This window comes from Streptomyces sp. NPDC028928, from assembly GCF_055564915.1.
The window spans coordinates 499,405-522,193 of the sequence record NZ_JBVHVI010000004.1 but is presented as its reverse complement, the minus strand read 5'-3'; the positions used below and the strand labels follow the sequence as shown (position 1 = coordinate 522,193).

The 22,789-nt window shown below is 72.1% G+C and carries 20 protein-coding genes; 15 read left to right on the top strand and 5 right to left on the bottom strand.

Annotated features, from left to right (window positions below):
- Positions 1-140 precede the first annotated feature (140 nt).
- The 9 genes from ACZ4U1_RS13530 (at position 141) to carB (ending at position 11,579) form a co-directional block, all read left to right on the top strand.
- Entirely contained in the window at positions 141-998 is an 858-nt protein-coding gene (locus ACZ4U1_RS13530) for an iron-containing redox enzyme family protein (protein ID WP_467902921.1), read from the top strand.
- A gap of 78 nt (positions 999-1,076) precedes the next feature.
- Complete coding sequence (locus ACZ4U1_RS13525) at positions 1,077-2,915, top strand: carbamoyltransferase family protein (protein WP_467902919.1); 1,839 nt, start codon at positions 1,077-1,079, stop codon at positions 2,913-2,915.
- A 68-nt stretch (positions 2,916-2,983) separates the two neighbouring features.
- Positions 2,984-3,133, top strand: coding sequence for a hypothetical protein (locus tag ACZ4U1_RS13520; RefSeq protein WP_356155551.1), 150 nt, complete (start codon positions 2,984-2,986; stop codon positions 3,131-3,133).
- A 44-nt stretch (positions 3,134-3,177) separates the two neighbouring features.
- Positions 3,178-4,131, top strand: coding sequence for a TauD/TfdA family dioxygenase (locus ACZ4U1_RS13515; protein WP_467902917.1), 954 nt, complete (start codon positions 3,178-3,180; stop codon positions 4,129-4,131).
- A gap of 37 nt (positions 4,132-4,168) precedes the next feature.
- The gene (locus ACZ4U1_RS13510; RefSeq protein ID WP_467902915.1) at positions 4,169-5,422 is read left to right on the top strand and encodes an ATP-grasp domain-containing protein; all 1,254 of its coding nucleotides are present in this window, start codon (positions 4,169-4,171) and stop codon (positions 5,420-5,422) included.
- A gap of 161 nt (positions 5,423-5,583) precedes the next feature.
- Positions 5,584-5,874, top strand: a complete 291-nt coding sequence (locus ACZ4U1_RS13505; RefSeq protein ID WP_467902914.1) for a hypothetical protein — start codon at positions 5,584-5,586, stop codon at positions 5,872-5,874.
- Positions 5,871-7,133: an ATP-grasp domain-containing protein gene (locus ACZ4U1_RS13500; RefSeq protein WP_467902912.1), complete on the top strand. Its 1,263-nt coding sequence runs from the start codon at positions 5,871-5,873 to the stop codon at positions 7,131-7,133. Before ACZ4U1_RS13505 ends, ACZ4U1_RS13500 begins: the two co-directional genes overlap by 4 nt.
- Entirely contained in the window at positions 7,130-8,260 is a 1,131-nt protein-coding gene (gene carA / locus ACZ4U1_RS13495; RefSeq protein WP_467902910.1) for a glutamine-hydrolyzing carbamoyl-phosphate synthase small subunit, read from the top strand. The genes ACZ4U1_RS13500 and carA overlap by 4 nt, the downstream gene beginning before the upstream one ends.
- Positions 8,253-11,579 (top strand): carbamoyl-phosphate synthase large subunit, encoded by a 3,327-nt coding sequence (gene carB / locus ACZ4U1_RS13490; RefSeq protein WP_467902908.1) that lies wholly within the window; start codon positions 8,253-8,255, stop codon positions 11,577-11,579. The genes carA and carB overlap by 8 nt, the downstream gene beginning before the upstream one ends.
- 66 nt (positions 11,580-11,645) lie before the next feature.
- On the opposite strand, the gene ACZ4U1_RS13485 is transcribed toward carB, so the two are convergent.
- On the bottom strand, positions 11,646-12,293 hold the full coding sequence (locus ACZ4U1_RS13485; protein ID WP_467902906.1) for a LysE family translocator: 648 nt from the start codon (positions 12,291-12,293) through the stop codon (positions 11,646-11,648).
- Entirely contained in the window at positions 12,286-12,873 is a 588-nt protein-coding gene (locus tag ACZ4U1_RS13480; RefSeq protein ID WP_467902904.1) for a hypothetical protein, read from the bottom strand. The genes ACZ4U1_RS13485 and ACZ4U1_RS13480 overlap by 8 nt, the downstream gene beginning before the upstream one ends.
- 144 nt (positions 12,874-13,017) lie before the next feature.
- Between ACZ4U1_RS13480 and ACZ4U1_RS13475 the strand changes: the two genes are divergently transcribed.
- A complete protein-coding gene (locus ACZ4U1_RS13475) occupies positions 13,018-14,364 on the top strand; it encodes an aminotransferase-like domain-containing protein (RefSeq protein ID WP_467902903.1) in 1,347 nt (448 codons plus the stop codon).
- Here ACZ4U1_RS13475 and ACZ4U1_RS13470 read toward each other — a convergent pair.
- A complete protein-coding gene (locus ACZ4U1_RS13470) occupies positions 14,354-15,304 on the bottom strand; it encodes an NAD(P)/FAD-dependent oxidoreductase (protein ID WP_467902902.1) in 951 nt (316 codons plus the stop codon). The two genes, ACZ4U1_RS13475 and ACZ4U1_RS13470, sit on opposite strands and share 11 nt — an antisense overlap.
- Positions 15,305-15,794: 490 nt before the next feature.
- Here ACZ4U1_RS13470 and ACZ4U1_RS13465 point away from each other — a divergent pair, with 490 nt between their 5' ends.
- Positions 15,795-16,817 (top strand): helix-turn-helix transcriptional regulator, encoded by a 1,023-nt coding sequence (locus tag ACZ4U1_RS13465; protein ID WP_467902901.1) that lies wholly within the window; start codon positions 15,795-15,797, stop codon positions 16,815-16,817.
- A gap of 111 nt (positions 16,818-16,928) precedes the next feature.
- Here the strand turns inward: ACZ4U1_RS13465 and ACZ4U1_RS13460 are convergent, their stop codons facing one another.
- Together ACZ4U1_RS13460 and ACZ4U1_RS13455 are read right to left on the bottom strand one after the other, a co-directional pair.
- Positions 16,929-17,684 (bottom strand): SDR family NAD(P)-dependent oxidoreductase, encoded by a 756-nt coding sequence (locus tag ACZ4U1_RS13460; RefSeq protein ID WP_467902899.1) that lies wholly within the window; start codon positions 17,682-17,684, stop codon positions 16,929-16,931.
- 86 nt (positions 17,685-17,770) lie between these two features.
- Positions 17,771-18,529 (bottom strand): maleate cis-trans isomerase family protein, encoded by a 759-nt coding sequence (locus tag ACZ4U1_RS13455; protein ID WP_467902897.1) that lies wholly within the window; start codon positions 18,527-18,529, stop codon positions 17,771-17,773.
- Between the two features lie 202 nt (positions 18,530-18,731).
- Here ACZ4U1_RS13455 and ACZ4U1_RS13450 point away from each other — a divergent pair, with 202 nt between their 5' ends.
- The 4 genes from ACZ4U1_RS13450 to ACZ4U1_RS13435 all read left to right on the top strand — a co-directional run bounded on the left by ACZ4U1_RS13450 (position 18,732) and on the right by ACZ4U1_RS13435 (position 22,423).
- Positions 18,732-18,917, top strand: coding sequence for a lysine biosynthesis protein LysW (locus ACZ4U1_RS13450; RefSeq protein ID WP_467902895.1), 186 nt, complete (start codon positions 18,732-18,734; stop codon positions 18,915-18,917).
- Between the two features lie 29 nt (positions 18,918-18,946).
- Entirely contained in the window at positions 18,947-20,209 is a 1,263-nt protein-coding gene (locus ACZ4U1_RS13445; RefSeq protein ID WP_467902937.1) for a pyridoxal phosphate-dependent aminotransferase, read from the top strand.
- Positions 20,210-20,273: 64 nt separating this feature from the next.
- Positions 20,274-21,512, top strand: a complete 1,239-nt coding sequence (locus ACZ4U1_RS13440) for an MFS transporter (protein WP_467902893.1) — start codon at positions 20,274-20,276, stop codon at positions 21,510-21,512.
- 17 nt (positions 21,513-21,529) lie between these two features.
- Complete coding sequence (locus ACZ4U1_RS13435) at positions 21,530-22,423, top strand: fumarylacetoacetate (FAA) hydrolase (RefSeq protein WP_467902891.1); 894 nt, start codon at positions 21,530-21,532, stop codon at positions 22,421-22,423.
- Positions 22,424-22,789 lie beyond the last annotated feature (366 nt).

Genomic DNA, 22,789 nt, shown 5'->3' with positions numbered 1-22,789 from the left:
CCCCCCCCCCCCCCCCCCCCCCCCCCCCCCCCCCCCCCCCCCCCCCCCCCCCCCCCCCCCCCCCCCCCCCCCCCCCCCCCCCCCCCCCCCCCGCCCCGGGCCGCGCCCCGTCCTCCGTACGCGAGGCCTACCACCTGCTGATGCGCCGCACCGACACCCCGGCGCTGCGCTCCTGGGCGAAGAGTTACGTCGCCGGCTGGCTGGCCCGGTCGGCGCACGGCATGGACGAGCGGACGATGCCGCTGCCGGCGCGCTGGGGCCGGGAGGGGCTGCGCCCCTGGCTGCAGGAGCGGCACGACCGGCACGGGGCGGAGTTCGAGGAGAACGCGGAGGTCCCGCTGCCCTCGCGGGAGGCGGTCGTCGACGACACCGTGCAGACCGCGCCGCTGACCCTGATCGACGGCAGCTGGCTGCAGGGGTTCACCGACTACGAGCAGGCGTCCTCGGAGATCGGGCACTCGCTGTTCGAGACGTACTGGGACGAACTCGGCAACGGCGAGCCCCGGTTGAACCATCCGCTCATCTACCGGGACGTCCTCAAGGAGATGGGCGTCGACCTGCCGCCCACCGCCTCGCCGGAGTTCGCCCGCTGGCACGGCTTCCGGGACGAGTCCTTCGAGCTGCCGGTGTACTGGCTGTGCGTCGGCAGGTTCCCGAGGACGTTCCTGCCCGAGGTGCTGGGGCTGAACCTGGCGATGGAGCTGTCGGGGGTCGGCGGTACCTACCGCAGGGCCCGGCTGGCGCTGAAGGCGTACGGCTTCAGCACGCGCTTCGTCGACATCCACAACACCATCGACAACGTCGCCACCGGTCACTCCGCGTGGGCCGCGGACGCGGTGGACACGCTGATGGCCGCCCTGCCCGACACCCCTGGTCCCGGCGGCCGTGAGGAGACCTGGCAGCGGGTGCGCACGGGCTACCGCTCGCTGAACCCGCCGAGCGGCGTGGGCGCCCGGCTCGCCGCCCGCCGCGGACGGCTCGCGGGCCGGCGGGGATGAGCCCCGTGCCGTCCCGAGGCCCCGCGCCCGATCGCAAGCAACCCATCCCGTCCCCCGATTCCGTGGAGGAACACAGCGGTGTCTGACCTGATCCTGGGAGTGTCGGCCTTCTACCACGACAGCGCCGCGGCGCTGATCGCCGACGGCGTGCCGGTCGCGGCCGCTCAAGAGGAACGTTTCAGCAGGCGACGGCACGACCCCTCCTTCCCCGCGGCGGCCGTCCGCTACTGCCTCGACGAGGCGGGCGTGACGCTGGACGACGTGTCCGCCGTCGCCTACTACGAGGACCCCCGGCTGAAGTTCCGCCGGGTGCTGGCCACCTTCCTCGGCGCCGCCCCGACCGGCTTCGCCTCCTTCCGCGACACCCTGCCGTCCTGGCTCGGCGCCGGCGGCAAGCTGCGCACCGCCGACCGGGTGCGCGCCGAGCTGGAGGGCCTGGGCCTGGGCCGGGTGCCGGAGCTGTCCGTACGCCGGCACCACGAGTCGCACGCCGTGTCGGCCTTCTTCCCGAGCCCCTACGAGTCCGCGGCCGTCCTGTGCATCGACGGCGTCGGCGAATGGGCCACGACCACCCTGTGGCACGGCCGCGGCACCGAGGTGACCCCGCTCGCGGAACTGCGGTTCCCGCACTCGCTGGGCCTGCTGTACTCGGCGTTCACCTACTTCTGCGGCTTCAAGGTCGACTCCGGCGAGTACAAGCTGATGGGCCTCGCCCCCTACGGCAAGCCCCGCTACGCCGACCTCATCCGCGAGCACCTCATCGACATCAAGCCCGACGGCTCCTTCCGCCTGGACATGCGGTACTTCGAGTACCTGCGCGGCCAGGTGATGACCGGACGAGGCTTCGAGAAGCTCTTCGACGGACCCCGGCGGGCCCCCGAGGGCCGGCTCACCGAGCGCGAGTTCGACCTCGCGGCCTCGGTGCAGGCGGTCACCGAGGAGGTCGTGCTGCGGCTGGCGCGGACCGCGCGGGAACGCACCGGCGAGTCCACGCTGTGCCTGGCGGGCGGTGTCGCCCTCAACTGCGTCGCCAACGGCAAGATCATCGACGCGGGCATCTTCGACGAGGTGTGGATCCAGCCGGCCGCCGGTGACGCCGGCGGCGCGCTCGGCGCGGCCCAGGCCGTCGCCATGGAGCGCGGGGTGCGCCGCGACCACCCCGCCACCGGGCGCGACGCGATGAGCGGCTCGCTCCTCGGCCCCGGCTACGACGACGAGGAGATCGCCGCCTACCTGGAGTCCCACGACATCCCGCACCAGCGGCTGGACCCCGAGACGCTGGCCAAGGAGGTCGCCGAGGGACTGGCCGAGGGGAAGATCGTCGGCTGGTTCCAGGACCGCATGGAGTTCGGGCCGCGCGCCCTGGGCGCCCGCTCGATCATCGGCGACCCGCGCAACCCGGACATGCAGTCCACCATGAACCTCAAGATCAAATTCCGTGAGTCGTTCCGCCCCTTCGCGCCCGCGGTGCTGGCCCCCGACGCCGGCGACTACTTCGACCTGCCGCAGGAGAGCCCGTACATGCTCGTGGTCTCGCAGGTCGCGGCGGCCCAGCGGCTCGACGCCGACAGCGCCGGCGCCAGCGGCCTGGACCTGCTGAAGGTGCACCGCTCGACCATCCCCGCCGTCACCCACGTCGACCACTCGGCCCGGGTGCAGACGGTCACCGAGCACAGCAACCCCGCCTACCACCGGCTGCTGACCGCCTTCAAGGCCCGCACCGGCTGCCCAGTGCTGGTCAACACCTCCTTCAACGTGCGCGGCGAGCCCATCGTGAACACCCCGCACGACGCCTACACCTGCTTCATGCGCACCAACATCGACATGCTCGCGCTCGGCAACTTCCTGCTGGAGAAGAGCGCCCAGCCCGCCTGGTCGGAGGAACACGACTGGCGCGCCGAGATCCCGCTCGACTGACGCACCGCCGCTCGAGACGCCCCACGAACCCCGGCGCCCCGCGGGGGTGCCGGGAGAACGGACCGCCCATGCGCACCTTCCTGCTCTTCCTCCTCTACTGCCTGGTCGTGACGCCCGCCGGCCTGGTGAGCCGGGTCGTCAAGGACCCCATGGCCCGCCGCCGGCCCGCCGGCACCCAGACCTACTGGACCGCGCCGACCCCGGCACAGGCTCGCTGAACGGCGAGCGGCCAGGTGTGCGCACGACCGATGGGAGACACACGATGACCAGCTTGCTCCAGTTCGCCCGGCACCACATCGACGACAGTGTCCGGGACCTGCTGGACAAGGAGATTTCGGAGCGCGTCTCGGAGACCCGGCTGGACTCCGATCTCGACGACGCCATCCTCGCCGGTATCGGCGCCTACGCGCTCAGCCGCCACCTCCCCGGTGACGTGCTGCAGAGCATCCAGGTGTTCACCGCCGCCGCGCGGCACGCCCTGGTGCTGTCCAATCTGCCGGCCCAGAACTTCCCCGACACCCCGGTGAGCGGCTTCGGCAACGAACCGGAACTGGCCGTCACCAACGCCATCCACCTGGGGCTGATCCGCCTGATCGGCTGCACGCCCTTCGCCGTCGCCTACGAGAACGACGGCCACCTCATCCGCAACGTCGTCCCCAACCCGGCGGCCTGCGGCACCACCAGCTCCTGGGGGGCCGACTCGGAGTTCTTCTGGCACTCCGACAACCCCCACCAGCCGTTCGGCCGGCCGGGCTCCGACCCGCGCCTGTACACCCCGCCGTACCTGACCTTCTACGCGGTGCGCAACGAGGAGCAGGTGCCCACCGAGATCGCCGCGCTCGACGACGTGATGGTGCGCCTGGACCCCGACACCCGGCAGATCCTGCAGACACCCGAGTTCGAGGTCGGCGCGCCCGACTCCAACGACGGCGGGGCCACCAGCCCGCTGCGCGAGGCCGCGATCATCGAGCCCGACGGCACCGGACGCCACCGCGTCCGCTACGACCGCGGCACCACCAGCGGTGTCACCGACCGCGCCCGCACCGCCCTGGAGAGCTGGTCGGACACCCTGACCACGATCCCGGCCGCCGAACTCGTCCTGGACACGGGCGACTTCCTGATCTTCGACAACCACCGGGTGCTGCACCGCCGCAAGGCCTTCACCCCGCGCCCCGACGCCACGGCCCGCTGGCTGCGCCGCTGCTACGCCGCCTGAGACCGGCCACTTCCATCCACCCCCCGAAGGGAACCCCATGAACACCTACCGCGTGGCCGTCATCGGCGGCCGCCCGGCCCCGATCGCCGGCGCCAAGCAGCTCGGCATCGATGTCGTCCTCGTCCACGAGGAGGGCGCCTACGACCCGGCCATCGCCGAACACTGCGAGCGCATCGTGCACGCCCCGATCGCCGACGGGCAGGCCATCCTCGACGTACTGAAGCCCCTGCACGACGAGCGGCCGTTCGACCGGGTGCTCACCACCACCGAGCCGGCCGCCGAGTCCACCGGGTTCGTCGTGGACTCGCTCGGGCTGCCCGGCGTCACCGAGGCCACCGCCCGCGCCCTCAAGGACAAGGCGCTCACCCGCGAACTGCTCGACAAGCACGGCCTGAGCCCCGTCCGCTACCGGATGGTGGAGAGCGCCGCCGAGATCGCGCAGTTCCGCGCCGAGGTCGGCGAGCGGATCATCGTCAAGCCGGTCGACGGCGTGGCCAGCCTGCACATCCACCCCGTGGACGGCCCTCAGGACGCCGAGCGGGCCTGGCAGGCGCTGCGCGAGGCGGGCATCACCGGCATCATCGCCGAGGAGTACCTCGACGGCCCGGTGGTGAGCGTCGACTCCTTCTCCTACGAGGGCCGCCACCTGCCCATCGGCTACTCCGAGTACCGCATGAACGAGCGGTACGTCGAATGGGAGGTCAGCACGCCCAGCCGGTACGCCCGGCCCTGGCTCGCCGAACTCCGCGAGCTGACGCCGAAGCTGCTGGACGCGGTGGGCCTGACCGAGGGCCCCTCGCACAGCGAGTTCGTGCTGACCGAGAAGGGCCCCCGGGTCCTCGAATCGCACGCCCGGCTGGCCGGCAGCGGCGCCCCCGAACTGGTCCGGCGCGCCTTCGGCCTGGACCTGAACCGGATGTTCCTCACCGTGCCGCTCGGTATCGACGAGCTGCCCGCCACCTCGCCCGAGCCGCTGGGCGGGGCGGCCGTACGGTTCTTCACGCCCGAGCCCGGCACGGTCACCGCCGTCGAGGTCGCCGAGGACGCCGCCGACGAGGTGCGCACCATCCCCCAGGGCGAGGTCCTGTACGTCTTCCTGCCCTACCTGGACGAGTTCCGGGACACCGAGGTGGCCGCGGTGATCGGCAAGAGCGTCGGCGAGACCGTGCCGCCGCTGCTCACCGTCGCCGACTGTGTCTCCGGCTACGCCATCGCGTCCGGCCGGGACGCGGACGACGCCGTCGCCAAGACCGAGGCCGTCAACGCGAAGATCCGCTTCGAGACGCGCTGAGCACGCCGTCCGCCGCACCGGACCGCTTTTCCGGCCGGGCGGCCGGGCCCCGCATCCGCCGGCGCCCGGCCGTCCGGCCCGCCTCGTGCGCGCCCAGGCACCGCCTGGCCGTGACGTCCCACGAGGCCCGGCCCGCACCGACCACTGGGAGGGAACCGCCTGTGAACCCCATCGCCTCGACCGTCCCGACGGGCAGCTCCGTATCGGACCCCGTCACCCAGCTGCACTCCGCCCGGCGGCTCGTCCAGGAGCGGTACACCGACGAGCAGCCGCTGATCCGGGCCGCTCTGCACCTGATCGACTGCGCCACCGACATCGTGGCCGGTCTGCCCGAGCCCGACCTCGACGCCTGCCGCGACGCCCTCGGCTCCGCCCGCGCCGCCGTGGTCTCGGCGACCTACGCCGTGGGCCGCGTCCGCGACCTCGCCGCGTCCGGAACGGAGCGCGCATGAACCGCCACGTCGTCATCCTGCACCGCTGGCGCGACCGCCACGCCCACTACGAGGACTACCTCGACCACCGCACCCACCACGTCAGCTACGTCACCACCGCGCTCGCCCAGGACTCCGTGCCCGCCGAGGCCGCGGCCGTCGTGGTGGTGCCCGCCACCGACGACACCGCCGCGGTCTGGCGCGCGGTCACCGAACTGCGCGCCCGCTTCGGCCCGCCGGCCCGGCTGATCGCCCTCAACGAGGGCGACCTCGACACCGCCGCCGCCGTCCGCGACCGCCTCGGCTGCGCCGGCCAGACCCCGGCCGAACTCGCCCGCTTCCGCGACAAGCTGACGATGAACCGGATCGTCGCCGAGGCCGGCGTCCCGACGCCCCGCTTCGCCGACGCCCCCGACGCGGACGCCGTACGCGCCTTCGCGGACCGCCACGGCCTGCCCGTCGTGGTCAAGCCCCGCCGCGGCACCGCCAGCCGGGGCGTGCTACGTCTCGCCTCCGCGGCCGACCTGCCCCAGCTTGCCGCGCTGCCGCCCGAGCCACGCCTGGTGCAGGAGTACTGCCCCGACGACATCGTCCACATCGACGGCCTGTGGACGGGCGACCGCCTGGGCCCGTGGCGGGCCTCCCGCTACGTCAACACCTGCGTCGACTTCACCCAGGGCCAGGCCCTCGGCTCCGTCGAGATCGACGACCCGCACCTGCTCGCCGCGCTCGGCGAGTTCACGGCCGACGTCGCGGGCGCGCTCAGCAACGAGGCGTGGGTGTTCCACCTGGAGGCCTTCGTCGGCACCGGTGCCCACGGCCGCCCCGCGATCCGCTTCCTCGAGGCGGGCTACCGGGTCGGCGGCGCGGAGATCCCGTTCGTCTGGCGCGAGGTGCACGGCATCGACCTGATGCGGGCCGCCGCCGACATCCAGCTCGGCCGGTCCCCCGATCTGCCGGTCCCCGAGCGCTGGCGCACCGGCGGCTGGCTGCTCGTGCCGTCCCCCGTCCCGGCCCCCTGCCGCGTGGTCAGCCACGAGCTGCCCGTGCCGCAGGACCCCGCCGAGGCACCGTACGCCGCCGTCGTCCCCGCCGTCGGCCAGGTCATCCCGCGGGTCGGCGGCTACGAGCACGTCGGCGCCCGCTTCCGCTTCCGCGGCGACTCCAGCGGCGAGGTGGAGAAGGCGGTCCTGCGCACCGCGGCCCAGTTCCGCCTGGAGTGCGCGCCCCAACCCGAGAACCCAGGCGGCGGCCGCCCGACATGCGGCCTCGACCGATGAGCGCCGGCGGCCCCACCACGGCCGTACTCGTCCTGGAGGACGGCCGCGTCTTCCGGGGACGGACGTACGGAGCGGTGGGCGAGACGTTCGGCGAGGCGGTCTTCTCCACCGGGATGACCGGTTACCAGGAGACGCTCACCGACCCGTCGTACGACCGTCAGATCGTGGTGGCGACGGCCCCGCAGATCGGCAACACCGGCTGGAACGACGAGGACGACGAGTCGAGCCGTATCTGGGTCTCGGGTTACGTGGTGCGGGATCCGGCGCGCGTGCCGTCGAGCTGGCGGGCCAAGCGCTCGCTGGACGAGGAGCTGGTGCGGCAGGGGGTGGTGGGCATTTCGGGCATCGACACCCGGGCGCTGACCCGCCATCTGCGCGAGCGCGGCTCGATGCGTGCCGGCATCTTCTCCGGCGAGGCGATCGCTCCGGAGGCGGAGCTGGTGGAGCGGGTTCTGGCGCAGCCGCACATGAAGGGCGCGAGCCTGTACGAGGAGGTGGCGACCAAGGAGGCGTACGTCGTCCCGGCGATCGGTGAGAAGCGGTTCACGGTCGCCGCGATCGACCTCGGCATCAAGGGCATGACCCCGCACCGCATGGCCGAGCGCGGCATCGAGGTGCACGTCCTGCCCGCGACGGCGACCGTGGAGGACGTGTACGCGGTCGACCCGGACGGCGTGTTCTTCTCCAACGGCCCGGGCGACCCCGAGACGGCCGACCACCCGGTGTCCGTGATGCGGGCCGTCCTGGAACGCGGCACCCCGTTGTTCGGCATCTGCTTCGGCCAGCAGATCCTCGGCCGCGCCCTCGGCTTCGGCACGTACAAGCTGAAGTACGGCCACCGGGGCATCAACCAGCCGGTCCAGGACCGTACGACCGGCAAGGTCGAGGTCACCGCGCACAACCACGGCTTCGCCGTGGACGCGCCGCTCGACGGGACCTCGGAGACTCCCTTCGGCCGGGTCGAGGTGTCCCACGTCTGCCTCAACGACGGTGTGGTGGAAGGCCTCCGCCTGCTCGACCGCCCGGCGTTCTCCGTCCAGTACCACCCCGAAGCGGCAGCCGGCCCGCACGACGCCGCCTACCTCTTCGACCGCTTCGCATCCTTGATGGAGCAGGCCCATGGCTAAACGCACCGACCTGAAATCCGTCCTGGTCATCGGCTCCGGCCCGATCGTCATCGGCCAGGCCGCCGAGTTCGACTACTCCGGCACCCAGGCCTGCCGGGTCCTCAAGGCCGAGGGCCTGCGGGTCGTGTTGGTGAACTCCAACCCGGCGACGATCATGACGGACCCGGAGATCGCCGACGCCACCTACGTCGAGCCGATCACCCCCGAGTTCGTCGAGAAGATCATCGCCAAGGAGCGCCCCGACGCCCTGCTGCCCACCCTGGGCGGCCAGACGGCCCTCAACACCGCGATCGCGCTCCATGACAGTGGGGTTCTCGCGCAGTACGGCGTGGAGTTGATCGGCGCCAAGCCCGAGGCGATCCACAAGGGCGAGGACCGTGATCTGTTCAAGGATGTCGTGGAGGAGGTCCGCAAGAAGATCGGGCACGGTGAGTCCGCGCGCTCGGTGATCTGCCATTCCATGGACGATGTCCTCAACGGCGTGGAGACGCTGGGCGGTTACCCGGTGGTCGTGCGCCCGTCGTTCACGATGGGCGGCGCCGGCTCCGGTTTCGCCCACGACGAGGAGGAGCTGCGCCGCATCGCCGGGCAGGGCCTGACGCTGTCGCCGACCACGGAGGTGCTCCTGGAGGAGTCCATCCTGGGGTGGAAGGAGTACGAGCTGGAGCTGATGCGCGACAAGAACGACAACGTCGTGGTCGTCTGCTCCATCGAGAACTTCGACCCGATGGGCGTGCACACCGGTGACTCGATCACGGTGGCGCCGGCGATGACGCTGACCGACCGGGAGTACCAGATCCTGCGGGACGTCGGCATCGCCGTGATCCGCGAGGTCGGGGTGGACACCGGCGGCTGCAACATCCAGTTCGCGGTGAACCCCGAGGACGGCCGCGTCATCGTGATCGAGATGAACCCGCGCGTGTCCCGCTCCTCGGCGCTCGCCTCCAAGGCGACCGGCTTCCCGATCGCGAAGATCGCGGCCAAGCTGGCCGTGGGTTACACCCTGGACGAGATCCCGAACGACATCACACAGGAGACCCCGGCCTCCTTCGAGCCCACGCTCGACTACGTGGTGGTCAAGGCGCCGCGGTTCGCGTTCGAGAAGTTCCCGCAGGCCGACTCCACGCTGACCACCACCATGAAGTCGGTCGGCGAGGCGATGGCGATCGGGCGGAACTTCACCGAGGCGTTCCAGAAGGCGCTGCGCTCGCTGGAGAAGAAGGGCAGCCAGTTCACCTTCACCGGCGACCCCGGTGACAAGGAGACCCTGCTGCGCGAGGCCGTTCGGCCCACCGACGGCCGGATCAACACGGTGATGCAGGCCATCCGCGCGGGCGCCACGCCCGAGGAGGTCTTCGACTACACGAAGATCGATCCGTGGTTCGTGGACCAGCTGTTCCTGATCAAGGAGATCGCGGACGAGCTGGCCGACGCCCCCGAGCTGACGGCGGAGCTGCTGGCGGAGGCGAAGCGGCACGGTTTCTCCGACCAGCAGATCGCCGAGATCCGCGGGCTGCGCGAGGACGTCGTGCGCGAGGTCCGCCACGCCCTGGGGATCCGCCCGGTCTACAAGACGGTCGACACCTGCGCGGCGGAGTTCGCGGCGAAGACGCCGTACTTCTACTCCTCCTACGACCAGGAGAGCGAGGTCGCCCGGCGCGAGAAGCCGGCCGTCATCATCCTGGGCTCCGGCCCGAACCGGATCGGGCAGGGCATCGAGTTCGACTACTCCTGCGTCCACGCCTCCTTCGCGCTGTCGGATGCCGGGTACGAGACGGTGATGGTCAACTGCAACCCGGAGACCGTCTCCACCGACTACGACACCTCCGACCGGCTGTACTTCGAGCCGCTGACGCTGGAGGACGTGCTGGAGATCGTCCACGCCGAGCAGCAGGCCGGCCCGATCGCGGGTGTCGTCGTCCAGCTCGGCGGGCAGACCCCGCTCGGGCTGGCGCAGGCCCTGAAGGACAACGGCGTGCCGATCGTCGGCACGCCGCCGGAGGCGATCCACGCGGCCGAGGACCGCGGCGCGTTCGGCCGGGTCCTGGCGGAGGCGGGCCTGCCGGCGCCGAAGCACGGCACGGCGACCACCTTCGCGGAGGCCAAGGCCATCGCCGACGAGATCGGCTACCCGGTCCTGGTCCGTCCCTCCTACGTGCTGGGCGGACGCGGCATGGAGATCGTCTACGACGAGACCCGGCTCGCCTCCTACATCGCGGAGTCGACCGAGATCAGCCCCTCCCGGCCGGTCCTGGTCGACCGGTTCCTGGACGACGCGATCGAGATCGACGTCGACGCCCTCTACGACGGCGAGGAGCTGTACCTGGGCGGTGTGATGGAGCACATCGAGGAGGCCGGCATCCACTCCGGCGACTCCGCCTGCGCCCTGCCCCCCATCACGCTCGGCGGGTTCGACATCAAGCGGCTGCGCGCCTCCACCGAGGCCATCGCGCGCGGTGTCGGGGTGCGCGGCCTGATCAACATCCAGTTCGCGATGGCCGGCGACATCCTCTACGTCCTGGAGGCCAACCCCCGCGCCTCGCGGACCGTCCCCTTCACCTCCAAGGCCACCGCCGTGCCCCTGGCCAAGGCCGCCGCCCGGATCTCGCTGGGCGCGACCATCGCCGAGCTGCGCGCCGAGGGCCTGCTGCCCCGGCAGGGTGACGGCGGGGAGCTGCCGCTGGACGCGCCGATCTCGGTGAAGGAGGCCGTCATGCCCTGGTCGCGGTTCCGTGACATCCACGGCCGGGGTGTGGACACCGTCCTCGGCCCGGAGATGCGCTCCACCGGCGAGGTCATGGGCATCGACTCCGTCTTCGGCACGGCCTACGCCAAGTCGCAGGCGGGTGCCTACGGGCCGCTGCCCACCAAGGGACGGGCGTTCATCTCGGTCGCCAACCGCGACAAGCGCTCGATGATCTTCCCCGCCCGGGAGCTGGTCGCGCACGGCTTCGAGCTGCTCGCCACCTCCGGCACCGCCGAGGTCCTCAAGCGCAACGGCATCAACGCCACCATCGTGCGCAAGCAGTCCGAGGGCACCGGCCCGAACGGCGAGAAGACCATCGTCCAGCTCATCCACGACGGCGAGGTCGACCTCATCGTCAACACCCCCTACGGCACCGGCGGCCGCCTCGACGGCTACGACATCCGCACCGCCGCCGTCGCGCGGTCCGTGCCGTGCCTGACCACGGTCCAGGCGCTCGCCGCGGCCGTCCAGGGCATCGACGCCCTGAACCACGGCGACGTGGGCGTCCGCTCGCTCCAGGAACACGCGGAACACCTCACCGCAGCCCGCGACCAGTCCTGCGATCTGTCCTGACGCCGCACCACGCCGAGGGGGGACACCGGAGTCGGTGTCCCCCCTCGGCGTCGGCGCCGGTGTCCGTCAGCTGGTGACGGCCGGGCCCGAGGTGTCGATGGCCAGGGAGACGGCGAGGGCGCCGAGCACCGTGCCCATCATGTAGCGCTGCACCTTCAGCCAGGAGGGGCGGCGGGAGAGGAAGACGGCGATCGTGCCGGCGGCGAGCACGATGGTCAGGTTGACCGCGATGCTGACCACGATCTGGAACGAACCGAGGATGATGCCCTGGAGCAGCACGTGGCCCCGGTCCAGGTCGATGAACTGGGGGATGAGGGAGAGGTACATGATGGCGATCTTCGGGTTGAGGAGGTTCGTCATCAGGCCCATGGTGAACAGCTTGCGCGGCGAGTCGTGCGGCACGTCCTGCGGGTCGAAGACGGAGAGGCCGCCCGGCTTCAGGGCGTTCCAGGCCAGGTAGGCGAGGTAGGCGGCGCCCGCCAGCTTGACCGCGACGTACAGCTCGGGCACGGCGAGGAAGACGACCGACAGACCGAGGTTCGCGGCGAGCAGGTACAGCATGAAGCCCAGGGCCACGCCGCCGAGGGAGATGATCCCGGCGCGCCTGCCCTGGGTGATGCTGCGGGAGACGAGATAGATCATGTTGGGGCCGGGCGTGAGCACCATGCCGAGTGCCACCACCGAGACGCCGAGGATTCCGCTCAGTTCAACCATGAAAACCCCTCATTCGTAGGTGCGTTGCGCCGCCGTTCGCCGCGTGCGCCGTGTCGGCGCCGGCGTCGTGCCCGGCCTCGGCGAGGTCGTGGACGATGTCGTGCAGGAGATGGCGGGTGAAGAAGTCGACGCTGAGCCGCGGATCGCCCAGGCGGGGGTCGTCGCGGTGCCAGTCGTCGGTGGTCAGCCGGCCCAGGCGGCGGGCCAGGGTCTCGGCGGCCCGCCCCAGTTCCTCCGCCACGTGCCGGGGCTCCTCGTCCCGGTAGTGCGGAGTACCGAGGGCCGGTGTCGGTGCAATCCGTGATTGACCCAGGATTGCATCGAGTCGGGTGGGGAACAGCAGGCACATGTCCCGGACGTGGCAGCCCCACTCCAGGGGCGTCCAGGCGGGGACGCCCGTGCGCCGGGTGCCGAGTCCGGGGTCCCGGAGCACCTGCTGCCAGGCGGCGGCGTACTCGCGCAGCGCGTCGGGGATGGTGTCGTGCCTGATCAGATGGGATCGGAAGCCGCAGTGGCGACAGTCGGGCAGTGGCGCGGGAGTGCGGCCGAGCGGTGACCGGGTTCGGGTCGTCGTCTTCACTGAGCCCAGGACTCCCTTCCTGACCTCGGGGCAATGCCCGGAGCTTAAGGCAGGGCAATAGCTCGATGCAACTGGACTATTGCACCGAGTGCAATGCTGTGGTTGGATGGAGAAGGCCCGGAGCGGACGAGGGGAGCACGAGGCGTGAAGGACTATCAGAGCGTCGCCGACGCGGTGGCCGAGGAGATCCGGTCCGGCGTCCTCCGGCCCGGCGACCGCCTCCCCCCGCAGCGCGAGTTCGCACGGCAGCAGGGCATCGCCAACTCCACCGCCACCCGCGTGTACCAGGAACTGGCCCGCCGTGGCCTGACCGTGGGCGAGGTGGGACGCGGCACGTTCGTGCGCGCGGTGTCCGCGACGTCCGGTGCCGCCCTCCCCGCGCTCACCGAACCGGCGGCCGGCCGGGTCGACCTGGAACTGAACTACCCGGCCGTACCCGAGCAGAGCGCGCTGCTCGCCGAAGGGCTCAGCGGGCTGCTGCGCCCCGACGCGCTCGGGTACGCCCTGCTGCCGGTCGGCACGTCCGGCCTGCCGGCCGTCCAGGAGTCCGCCGCCGACACCCTCGCCCGCGGCGGCTGGCGCCCCGATCCCGCGCGGGTCCTCTTCGCGGGCAACGGACGGCAGGCCATCTCGGCCGTCATCACCGCCCTGGTGCCGCCCGGCGGCCGCCTCGGCGTCGAGGAGCTGACGTATCCCGTCATCAAGGCCGTGGCCACCCGGCTCGCCATCACCCTCGTCCCGCTGGCCATGGACGACGACGGGCTGATCCCGGAGGCCGTGGCGGATGCCCACGCCGCGGCCCCGCTGCACGCCGTCTACGTCCAGCCGAGGCTGCACAACCCGCTCTCGCTCACGATGCCCGAACAGCGCGTCGAGCAGCTCGCGGAGGTCCTGCTGCGGCTCGGGATCCCCGCGGTCGAGGACGCCATCTGGGCGTTCCTGCGCGACGAACTCCCGCCGCTCGCGGCCTACGCCCCCGAGCGGACCGTGCTGATCGACAGCCTGTCCAAGCGCATCGCGCCCGGTCTGACCCTCGGCTTCGCGGTGGCGCCGCCGGACCTGACGAGCGAGATCGCCGTCTCCCTGCGCTCGGGCGGCTGGTCCCCCATGCGGTTCGCGCTGGAGGCCGCCCACCGCTGGCAGCAGGACGGCACCGTGAAGAAGCTGGTGGCCGCCAAGCAGCGGGAAGCGGCGGTACGTCAGGAGATCGCGGCCCGGCATCTCGCCGGTTTCGCGGTGCGGAGCCATCCGCGCTCCTATCACTGCTGGTGGCAACTGCCCCGCCCGTGGCGGGCGGACACGTTCGTCGCCGCGGCGGCGCGGCACGGTATCGGCGTGGTGCCCGCCGCGGCGTTCACCGTCGGCGGCAGCCAGGCACCCAACGCCGTACGCCTGGGCCTCGCCTCCCCGCAACCGGAGGTGCTGTCGCAGGCACTCGGCAAGCTCGTCGAACTCGCCCGGTCCGCCCCGGACGACCTCGTCACCGACTGACGCCGGCCCGCGCCGGACCGGCGAACGGACCGGGCGGCGGTGAGAACGGTCCGTCGTCGTGAAGGACCTCGCCGTGGAGGACGTCGCCGTGCAGGACCTCGTCCGGAAGGACCTCGCCGTGCAGGACGCTGTCGTACGCCTCCCGGTAGCGCCGTTCGAACTCCGCGAAGGCCTCCGCCTCGTCCGCCGTTCCGCGCAGGACCCCGTCGAGGGCGCGCGCCGCGAGTCCGGCGCCGCGGCACGCCAGGTGCGTCCCGTGGGACGGCTGCGACTGCGCCCCGACCGCGCACGCGGCGTCGCCGACGAGGAGCATCCCGCGGCGCCACAGCCGGTCGTCGGCGTACGACCAGTGCGGGCGCACCCGGATCCGGCCGGGGCCGCCGGGCGCCCGGGTGGCCCCGGCCAGGAGGTCCCTGACCGGCGGACACGCCTCGGCGAAGCCGGACAGCGCGCCCTCGGGATCCGTGCGCACCCGGTGCGCCAGGTTTGGCCGCACCACGGCGCCCACCTGGGTGAGCCCGTCGCCGGCCGGTGCCGTCCAGAACCAGCCGCCGCCGAACGGGAAGCGCCGGGGGCCCTGCGCCCGGCCGGTGTCCGCCCTGAAGCAGCCGTACACGGCCAGCCCGGACGAGCCACGGGCACCGGCGACATGACGGCGCAGCAGGCTGTCGCCGCCCGAGGCGTCCACGACACAGCGGGCCCGCACGGTGCGGGCCGGCTCTCCCTCCGGGAGGTGGCGCAGCCCGGCCACGCGCTCGTTCTCGATGACGACGTTGACCGCCGTCGACCGCTCCCGCACGACCACGCCCCGGAGGACCCGCGGACAGGGGTCCCGCTCCAGCAGGAGCACCCGGTGGCCCCGGCCGGCCACCAGGGCCGCCGTGAGCAGCCCGGCGGGGCCCGCGCCGGCGATCACGACGTCGTACCGCTCGCTGGACATACCTCTTTTCCTCCCGAGGCCGGTGCACAGTGAAAACTTCTACTCGGCGGTGAAGTGCCGATACTCTTTCGGGAAAACCGCTCATTCCTCCGAAAGAACTACGGAAAGCCCCCCGAGCCCCCGGGACATCCCCCTGCACTACGGAACAGAGAATTCCCCGTGGCGAAATTCAGTCTGATTGGCCGGAATCAGCCCCAGGCCGAGTCGTCGTCCGTTGCCGCGATACCCACGACAAGGGCGGTGCAGACGCGGCCGTACCGGACAGTCTGGTACATCTTCGATACCTCGCCAGTGTGAGTAGTTCCATGTTTAGCAATATCCCGCCGGGCTGGCAGTCATGATCATTCGCGGCTCCTGCCAGGCCGAAAGGCCTGGCAGGAGCCCGCTCGACCGCGTCCCCCCACGTAATCAATGATGCTGACGTGCGGACGGGGACGCGAGGGCGACAGGCGTCGGGATCACGCAACGCGCCAACACGAAGGTGGGACATATGTGCCAGGAAGAGGACATCGAGGAGAAGGACGACGGCCGAAGGCGCGCCGACGGTACATCGCCGGGCGTGTATTTCTGCGCTCAAGGACTGGAGCGTTACCGCGAAGCCCTCAATGACGGAACGATCTCGGGGGACGTTCCCGAATGCCTCATCGCTTACCGGCTGCTGCGCCCCATTCCGGGCGTCGCCGGACTGTACGTCCCGATCCCCCCGAAAGTCGCCGAGGCGGAACTCTCCCGCTCCGTGGTACGAGAGATCGAACACCACGAGAATACGCTGGCGTCACTGCGCTCGTCCTTCGTGGCCGCCCAGAGCCTCTATCACCGGGCGCAGCACGACACCGGGGTCCCCATCGAGTCCCTGAGGGGCGCCGACGTGATCAGCCAGTCCCTGCGGCTGGTCGTCGAGGCGTGCACGGAGGAGCTGCTCACGGCACAGCCGGGCGGCGGCCGCTCCCCCGCCCTGCTCGCCGAGGCCCTGCCCCGCGACCTGGCGATCCTGCAGCGCGGTGTCACACAGCGGACGCTCTACCAGCACAGCGTCCGCTCCCACCAGCCGACCCTCGCCTACATCGAGCGCGTGACGGCCGAAGGCGCCCAGGTCCGCACCGTGGACGAGGTGTTCGAGCGCCTCATCATCTGTGACCGCTCGGTGGCCTTCATCCCCGGCATCCCCGAACGCAAGAACGCGGCGCTGGCCGTCCGGCACCCCGGCGCCGTCGCCTTCCTCGTCAAGGTCTTCGAGCACACCTGGGCACGCGCCCGTCCGGTCTCCATCGCACCCGAACAGCACCGCCCGGACCTGGTGACCGACTCGGTCCGCGCCGCCGTGCTCCGCATGGTCGTCACCGGCCACACCGACGAAGCGATCGCCGCTCGCCTGGGCATGAGTTCCCGTACGGTCTCGGCCCACATCAAGAAGGTCGCCGAGGTCCTGGGCAGCCGCAGCCGCGCCGAACTCGGCTACCTCATCTGCCAGCGCCGCCTGCTCGTTCTGGAGGAGCCGGTCGGTTCCGCCTGACGGGAAGCGGGTGCCCGTGCCGGACCGGCGCGGCCGCCCGGACATGGCAAGTGCAAGCCCCACCGGAGACCCCGGCGGGGCTTCGTCGTACCGGGCGCTCCCGCACCGCTCTCACAGGCGCAGGTCGTGGATGCCGCCGTCGACGGCGAGGACCGTGCCGGTGGTGCCGGAGGCGTCGACGGCCAGATAGGCGATGGCCTCGCCGACCTCCCCGGGCCGCGCCAGCCGGCCCAGCGGATGACGGTCGTTCAGCGCGTCCCGCTCCGCCTCCGGGTCGGCGGTCATCGCCAGCACCCGCTGGATCCAGGGGGTGTCGACGGCGCCGGGGGCGACGGCGTTGACGCGGATGCCCTCCCGGACGTGGTCGGCGGCCATCGCCAGGGTCAGGGAGTGGACGGCGCCCTTGGAAGCGGAGTACAGGACCCGGCGCGGCACGCCCATCGAGGCGAAGACGGAGCAGGTGTTGACGATCGCGGCGGCCGGAGACCTGCGCAGATGCGGAAGCGCGGCGCGGGCCAGGCGGACCATACCGACGACGTTCACGTCGAGCACGCGGTGCCACTCCTCGTCGGCGTTGTCGGCGACCGTGCCCTGGGCGGCGATGCCGGCGTTGTTGACGACGATGTCGATCCGGCCGAAGCGCTCCACGGTCTCGGCCACGGCGCCGCGCACGGAGGCGTCGTCGGTGACGTCGCAGGCGATGCCGACGGCGGGCGCGGCCACCTCGTCGGGTTTGAGGTCGAGGGCGGCGACCCGCACGCCCCGGGCGGTGAGCGCGGCCGCGGCGGCCGCCCCGATACCGGACGCGCCGCCGCTCACCACGGCCACGAGGGAATCGGACGTCTGCGCTGCGCTGTCGGTGACCACGGCTGGCGCCTCCTTGGAAACGGTCTGCGGATCAGGGAAAGGGAGATCGGACCTCGGTCGGGCCCCGGTCGCACCTCGGTCGGACCTCAGCGCGCGGCGCCGCGTTCCAGGCGCTCCAGGAGCGGGTGGACCTCGGCGCCGGCGGCCCCCACCGCGCGCCGCGCCCACCAGGCCGCCGCGAGGTTGGACGTCAGCAGCGTGGTCCGGCCGAACTCGCGGTCGAGTTCGGCGAGGGCGGCCAGCGTGCCCATGCCCGTGCCGGTGAAGAGGACGGCCCCTTCGTCGGGCAGACCGGCGGCGCGTACCCGCTCCAGGACCGTCCGGGTCGTCACCCGGTACGGATCGAACTCGTGGTCCTTTTCCTTCGGGTCCGGCACGGCCGGGGCGAGGACGACCCGGTCGACCGTGACGCCGGCCCGCTCCCAGAAGGAGCGGGACGTCTCCGTCAGCCAGTCCCAGTAGGGGGAGACGAGCGTGAGACGGGATATCCCGAAGTGCTCGCACACCGCGAGGATGGCCTGCGTCGTCGACTGCACGGGGTAGCCGAAGCGTTCCGACAGTTCGGCGACGAAAGCGCGGTCGCCTTCGGGACCCAGCAGATAGTGCGACGCGTTGCATGCCACCACGGCGGCGTCCAGACGCATACGGCCGAAGGTGCCGAGCGTGTCCGCGAGAACGTCGTTGTACCGCAGCATCGTTTCCTTCACACCCATTCCGGGAGTCAGCGGGAAACGCGCGGTGTACACATTCAGCTCGGTACCGACGAGACGGTTGAACTCCGGTTCTGCCAGCGGGTTCTCCGGTGGCACGACCAGCCCGAGGCGGGGCAGCGGGAAAATGTCCATGGCGGCACACTAGTTGCCGGCCGGGGCACCGGCGGCCGTAATCCACCGGACTTGACACACCGCCAGGCCATTCTTGCAACTCCTTTCCGTCTTGACATTTCTTGACAATCCCCACAGAGAATTGACGGGGCTGCTCTTACTCTTTCCCGCGGTGCGTTGGAAGGTAGTGGATCGTCACCCATCTCACGAACGGAGTCGATCCATGTCCAGCGCCACCCTCACCGGCGCCTGCCCCGAGTGCGAGACCGGTCTGACCGTCCCGCCGATCGTCCAGGGCGAGACGCTGTCCTGCCCCGAGTGCATGCTGACCCTCCGCGTGGAGGACATCACCGACGGCCGGCTGACCCTGGAGATGGTCGAGGTCCAGCTGCGCGACTGGGGGCAGTGACAGCCGTGTCCGACGCCCCGCCCGTATCCATGTCGGCGACGCTGGCCGCCGACGAGGCGCTGGACCGCAGGCGCCGAGCCGGGGAACAGGTGCTCGCCATGGCCGGCGGGGAGATCGGCCTGCCCGTGCTGCCGGCGCTGCGCCGGCGGCTCGCCGCCGCCGCGGACGAGAACGCGTACGGCCCCGTGTCCGGCAGCCAGGCCCTGCGCGCCTCGGCCGCCGGGTACTGGGGGCGGCGCGGTCTCGCCACCGATCCCGGGCTGGTCGTGGCCGGGCCGGGCAGCAAGCCGCTGCTGTTCGCCCTGCTGCTGGCCATCGGCGGGGACGTGGTCGTGCCCGTGCCCAGCTGGGTCAGCTACGCCGCCCAGGCCCGGCTCGCGGGGGCGCGTCCCGTCCCCGTGCCGATCGCCCCGGGCCAGGGCGGAGTGCCCGACCCGGAGCGGCTGCGCGCGGCCGTCACCGCGGCGCGCGCGGCCGGCCGGGACCCCCGGTGCGTGGTGGTGACCCTGCCGGACAACCCGACCGGGGCCGTCGCCTCGCCCGGCACGGTGCGCCGCCTGGCGGCCGTGGCCCGGGAACTCGACCTCGTCATCGTCTCCGACGAGATCTACTGCGACCTCGTCTACGACACCTCGGTGCCCGCCGAGTCCCCGGCCCTGCACGCCCCGGAGCGCGCCGTCGTCACCACCGGGCTCACCAAGAACCTGGCCGTCGGCGGCTGGCGCACCGGTGTGGCCCGGCTCCCCGACAGCGAGACGGGGCGTTCCCTGCACGGCCGTCTGGTCTCGGTCGCCAGTCAGATCTGGTCCAGCCCGCCGGCGCCGGTGCAGGCCGCGGCCGCGTACGCCTTCGGCGAGCCGCCGGAGATCACCGAACGTGTCGCCGCGAGCCGCCGGCTGCACGAGAGCGTGGTGCGCGCGGTCGCCGGCCGGCTCACCGACGCGGGCGCGCTCCTCGCCCCGGTCCGCGCGACCTGCTACCTGTACCCGGACTTCGAACCGCTGCGGGAGCACCTGGCCGGGGCCCACGACGTGCACGGCGGTGCGGATCTGGTCCGCTTCCTGGTCCAGCGGCACGGGGTCGGGGTGCTCCCGGCGAGCGCCTTCGGGGAGCCCGGCGATCCCTTGCGGATCCGGGCCGCGACCAGCCGTCTGTACGGCGAGGACGACGAGCAGCGCACCGCCGCGCTCACGGCGCCGGACCCGCTCGAACTGCCCTGGATCCGCAAGAACCTGGAGCGGTTCGGCGCCGCGCTGGCCGATCTCACCGGCGCCCGCACCCCGCGCACCTGACCCGTTCCCGCCCCGGGAGGACCCTTCCACGCCGGGCTCGACCCTCACATCGAAGGCACCCATCATGACAAGCGCCGAGCCGACCACCGGCACCGCCACCCCAGTCCCCGCACCCGACGAGGCGTCACGTGCCGAGCAGAAGCTGCCGATGGCGGCGCTGCTCGCCCTGGCCGTCGCGGTGTTCATCACCAGTCTCACCGAGACCCTGCCCGCCGGGCTGCTGCCCGACATGAGTTCCAGCCTGCACACCAGCGAGTCGGCCACCGGGCAGACGGTGACCATCTACGCGCTGGGGACGGTGCTCACCGCGATCCCGCTGTCCGCGGCCACCGCGGGCTGGCACCGCAAGCGGCTGCTGCTGACCGCCATGGCCGGCTTCGCCGTGGCCAACACGGTGACCGCCCTGTCGGCGAACTACCCGCTCACCCTGGCCGCCCGGTTCGTCGCCGGTGTCGCCGCCGGCCTGGCGTGGGCCCTGCTGGCCGGCTACGCCCGCCGTATGGTCGCCCCGCACCAGGAGGGCCGCGCCCTCGCGATCGCCATGGCCGGGATTCCCGTCGCCCTGTCCCTGGGCGTGCCGGCCGGCACCTTCCTGGGGCAGGTGGTCTCCTGGCAGGCCGCCTTCCTCGCGATGACCGCCCTGACCGTGGTGCTGCTCGTGTGGATCACGGCCGTGGCACCCGACTACCCCGGTCAGCAGGCCGGCGGCAAGATCCCCATGCGCAGCACCCTGCGCGTCCCGGGCGTCGCGGCGGTGCTGACCGTCACCCTGGTCTTCGTCCTGGCCCACACCATCCTCTACGCCTACATCGCCACCTTCCTCGACCACATCGGCATGGGCGACCGGGCGGACGCGGTCCTGCTCGTCTTCGGCATCGCCTGCCTGGTCAGCATCTGGGTGGTCGGCGCGAGCATCCACCGCCACCTGCGCACCCTGACCGTCGTCAGCACCCTGCTGGTCGGTGTCGCCGTCGCGGTCATGGGCGCGTTCTCCGGGACCGACGCCCTGGTCTACGTCGCCGCCGCCCTGTGGGGGCTGGGCTGGGGCGGGGTGCCCACCCTGCTGCAGACCGCGGGCGGCCAGGCCGGCGGGGAGGCGGCCGAGGCGGCCCAGGCCATGCTCGTCACCCTGTGGAACGTCGCGATGGCCGGCGGGGGCATCGCCGGCGGCCTCCTGCTGGACGCCGTGGGAGCGAACGCCTTCCCCTGGACGGTGCTGATCCTCCTGGTCCCGGTCCTCGCGATCGTGCTCGCCTCCCGTACCCACGGATTCCCGGCCACCCACTCATCCGCCCACTCCTGAAGGAGACCCTGACAGCCATGTCCATCATCTTCGAGTGCGAGTACCAGGGCCGGCGGTACGCGGGCCACGGCCTGCCGGCGCCCGGCAGCCCCCTCTCCCTGTACCCGGTGACCGACGGCCAGTTGCAGGCCGCGCTCGTCGCCGGCCGCGGCCCCGAGGACCTGCGGTCCGCCGTGGCCGGGGAGAACGGGCGGATCGAGGTGGCACCGGACGACGCCGGCCTGAGGTTCCTCCCGCCGCTGCTGCCCACCGCCTCCAACAACGCCCTGATCAACGGGTTCATGGGCACGCACCGCTCCAAGTTCGACCGCGCCCCGGAACCGGACGAGGAGTTCACCGCCCCGAACTACTACATCAAGGGCTTCGGTTCCTGGCTCAGGATGCCGGACGAGCCGCTCACCACCCCGGCCGACCCCGTCTGGCTGCTGGAGGAGCCCGAGGTCGTCCTGGTGTACGCCAACGACGACCAGGGAGTCCCGCACTACGCCGGCTACACCTTCGGCAACGACCTGAACGACATCGGCCTGCACCTGAAGAACCCGTGGGCGTGGACGCCGTACGCCAAGCTGTGCGAGACCTCGATCACGCCGTGGCTGTTCCTCGACACCCCGCCGGACAAGGTGACCGGCAGCGTCATCATCGAACGTGACGGCGCCCAGGCCTGGCAGGGCGGTTTCTCGTGCGGCGCCGACTCCCTCTTCCACCGGATCCCGGACATGGCGGACCACCTGTTCTCACATCCGCTGCTGCGCCGCCCGGGCCTGGTCAACTACCTCTTCCTCGGCGCGGACAAGGCCACCTACCACGACGGGTTCCGGATCGAGAACGGCGACCGGATGGTCATCGACGTCTCCAGCCACGGCGTCGTCCTGGCGAACGAGGTCCGGTACGGAGCCGCGGCCCCGAAGTAGCCGGGACACAGACCCCTGAGGCGCTCGGGCCGGGGTGTGCGGGATCACTTCCCCCGCACACCCCGGCCCGGGCCTTTTTCATGACGACCGCGCTCACGTGCGTGACGCCGAAGGGACAGCAACGACGCCCCGCGGCCCGCCCGTTCTCGGCCTGACGGCGGTCGGAGAGGGCCACGCACACGGTTTTGACGAACGGCTCATGTCGCTGTCCCCGATCGCCGGCGAGCCACGGGCTTCCGCACGCGGAACCCGGGCCCGCGTGGGACGCCGTGCCCCGACGTGACAGCGGGGGGGGGGGGGGGGGGGGAGGGGGAGGGGGGGGAGGGGGGGGGGGGGGGGGGGGGAGGGGGGCAGGAGGGGCCGCAA

Coding starts and splice junctions, on each gene's coding strand:
- ACZ4U1_RS13530 (WP_467902921.1), top strand. CDS start 141: ATGCGCCGCACCGACACCCCGGCGCTGCGCTCCTGGGCGAAGAGTTAC.
- ACZ4U1_RS13520 (WP_356155551.1), top strand. CDS start 2,984: ATGCGCACCTTCCTGCTCTTCCTCCTCTACTGCCTGGTCGTGACGCCC.
- ACZ4U1_RS13515 (WP_467902917.1), top strand. CDS start 3,178: ATGACCAGCTTGCTCCAGTTCGCCCGGCACCACATCGACGACAGTGTC.
- ACZ4U1_RS13510 (WP_467902915.1), top strand. CDS start 4,169: ATGAACACCTACCGCGTGGCCGTCATCGGCGGCCGCCCGGCCCCGATC.
- ACZ4U1_RS13500 (WP_467902912.1), top strand. CDS start 5,871: ATGAACCGCCACGTCGTCATCCTGCACCGCTGGCGCGACCGCCACGCC.
- carA (WP_467902910.1), top strand. CDS start 7,130: ATGAGCGCCGGCGGCCCCACCACGGCCGTACTCGTCCTGGAGGACGGC.
- carB (WP_467902908.1), top strand. CDS start 8,253: ATGGCTAAACGCACCGACCTGAAATCCGTCCTGGTCATCGGCTCCGGC.
- ACZ4U1_RS13485 (WP_467902906.1), bottom strand. CDS start 12,293: ATGGTTGAACTGAGCGGAATCCTCGGCGTCTCGGTGGTGGCACTCGGC.
- ACZ4U1_RS13470 (WP_467902902.1), bottom strand. CDS start 15,304: ATGTCCAGCGAGCGGTACGACGTCGTGATCGCCGGCGCGGGCCCCGCC.
- ACZ4U1_RS13465 (WP_467902901.1), top strand. CDS start 15,795: ATGTGCCAGGAAGAGGACATCGAGGAGAAGGACGACGGCCGAAGGCGC.
- ACZ4U1_RS13455 (WP_467902897.1), bottom strand. CDS start 18,529: ATGGACATTTTCCCGCTGCCCCGCCTCGGGCTGGTCGTGCCACCGGAG.
- ACZ4U1_RS13450 (WP_467902895.1), top strand. CDS start 18,732: ATGTCCAGCGCCACCCTCACCGGCGCCTGCCCCGAGTGCGAGACCGGT.
- ACZ4U1_RS13445 (WP_467902937.1), top strand. CDS start 18,947: ATGTCGGCGACGCTGGCCGCCGACGAGGCGCTGGACCGCAGGCGCCGA.
- ACZ4U1_RS13440 (WP_467902893.1), top strand. CDS start 20,274: ATGACAAGCGCCGAGCCGACCACCGGCACCGCCACCCCAGTCCCCGCA.
- ACZ4U1_RS13435 (WP_467902891.1), top strand. CDS start 21,530: ATGTCCATCATCTTCGAGTGCGAGTACCAGGGCCGGCGGTACGCGGGC.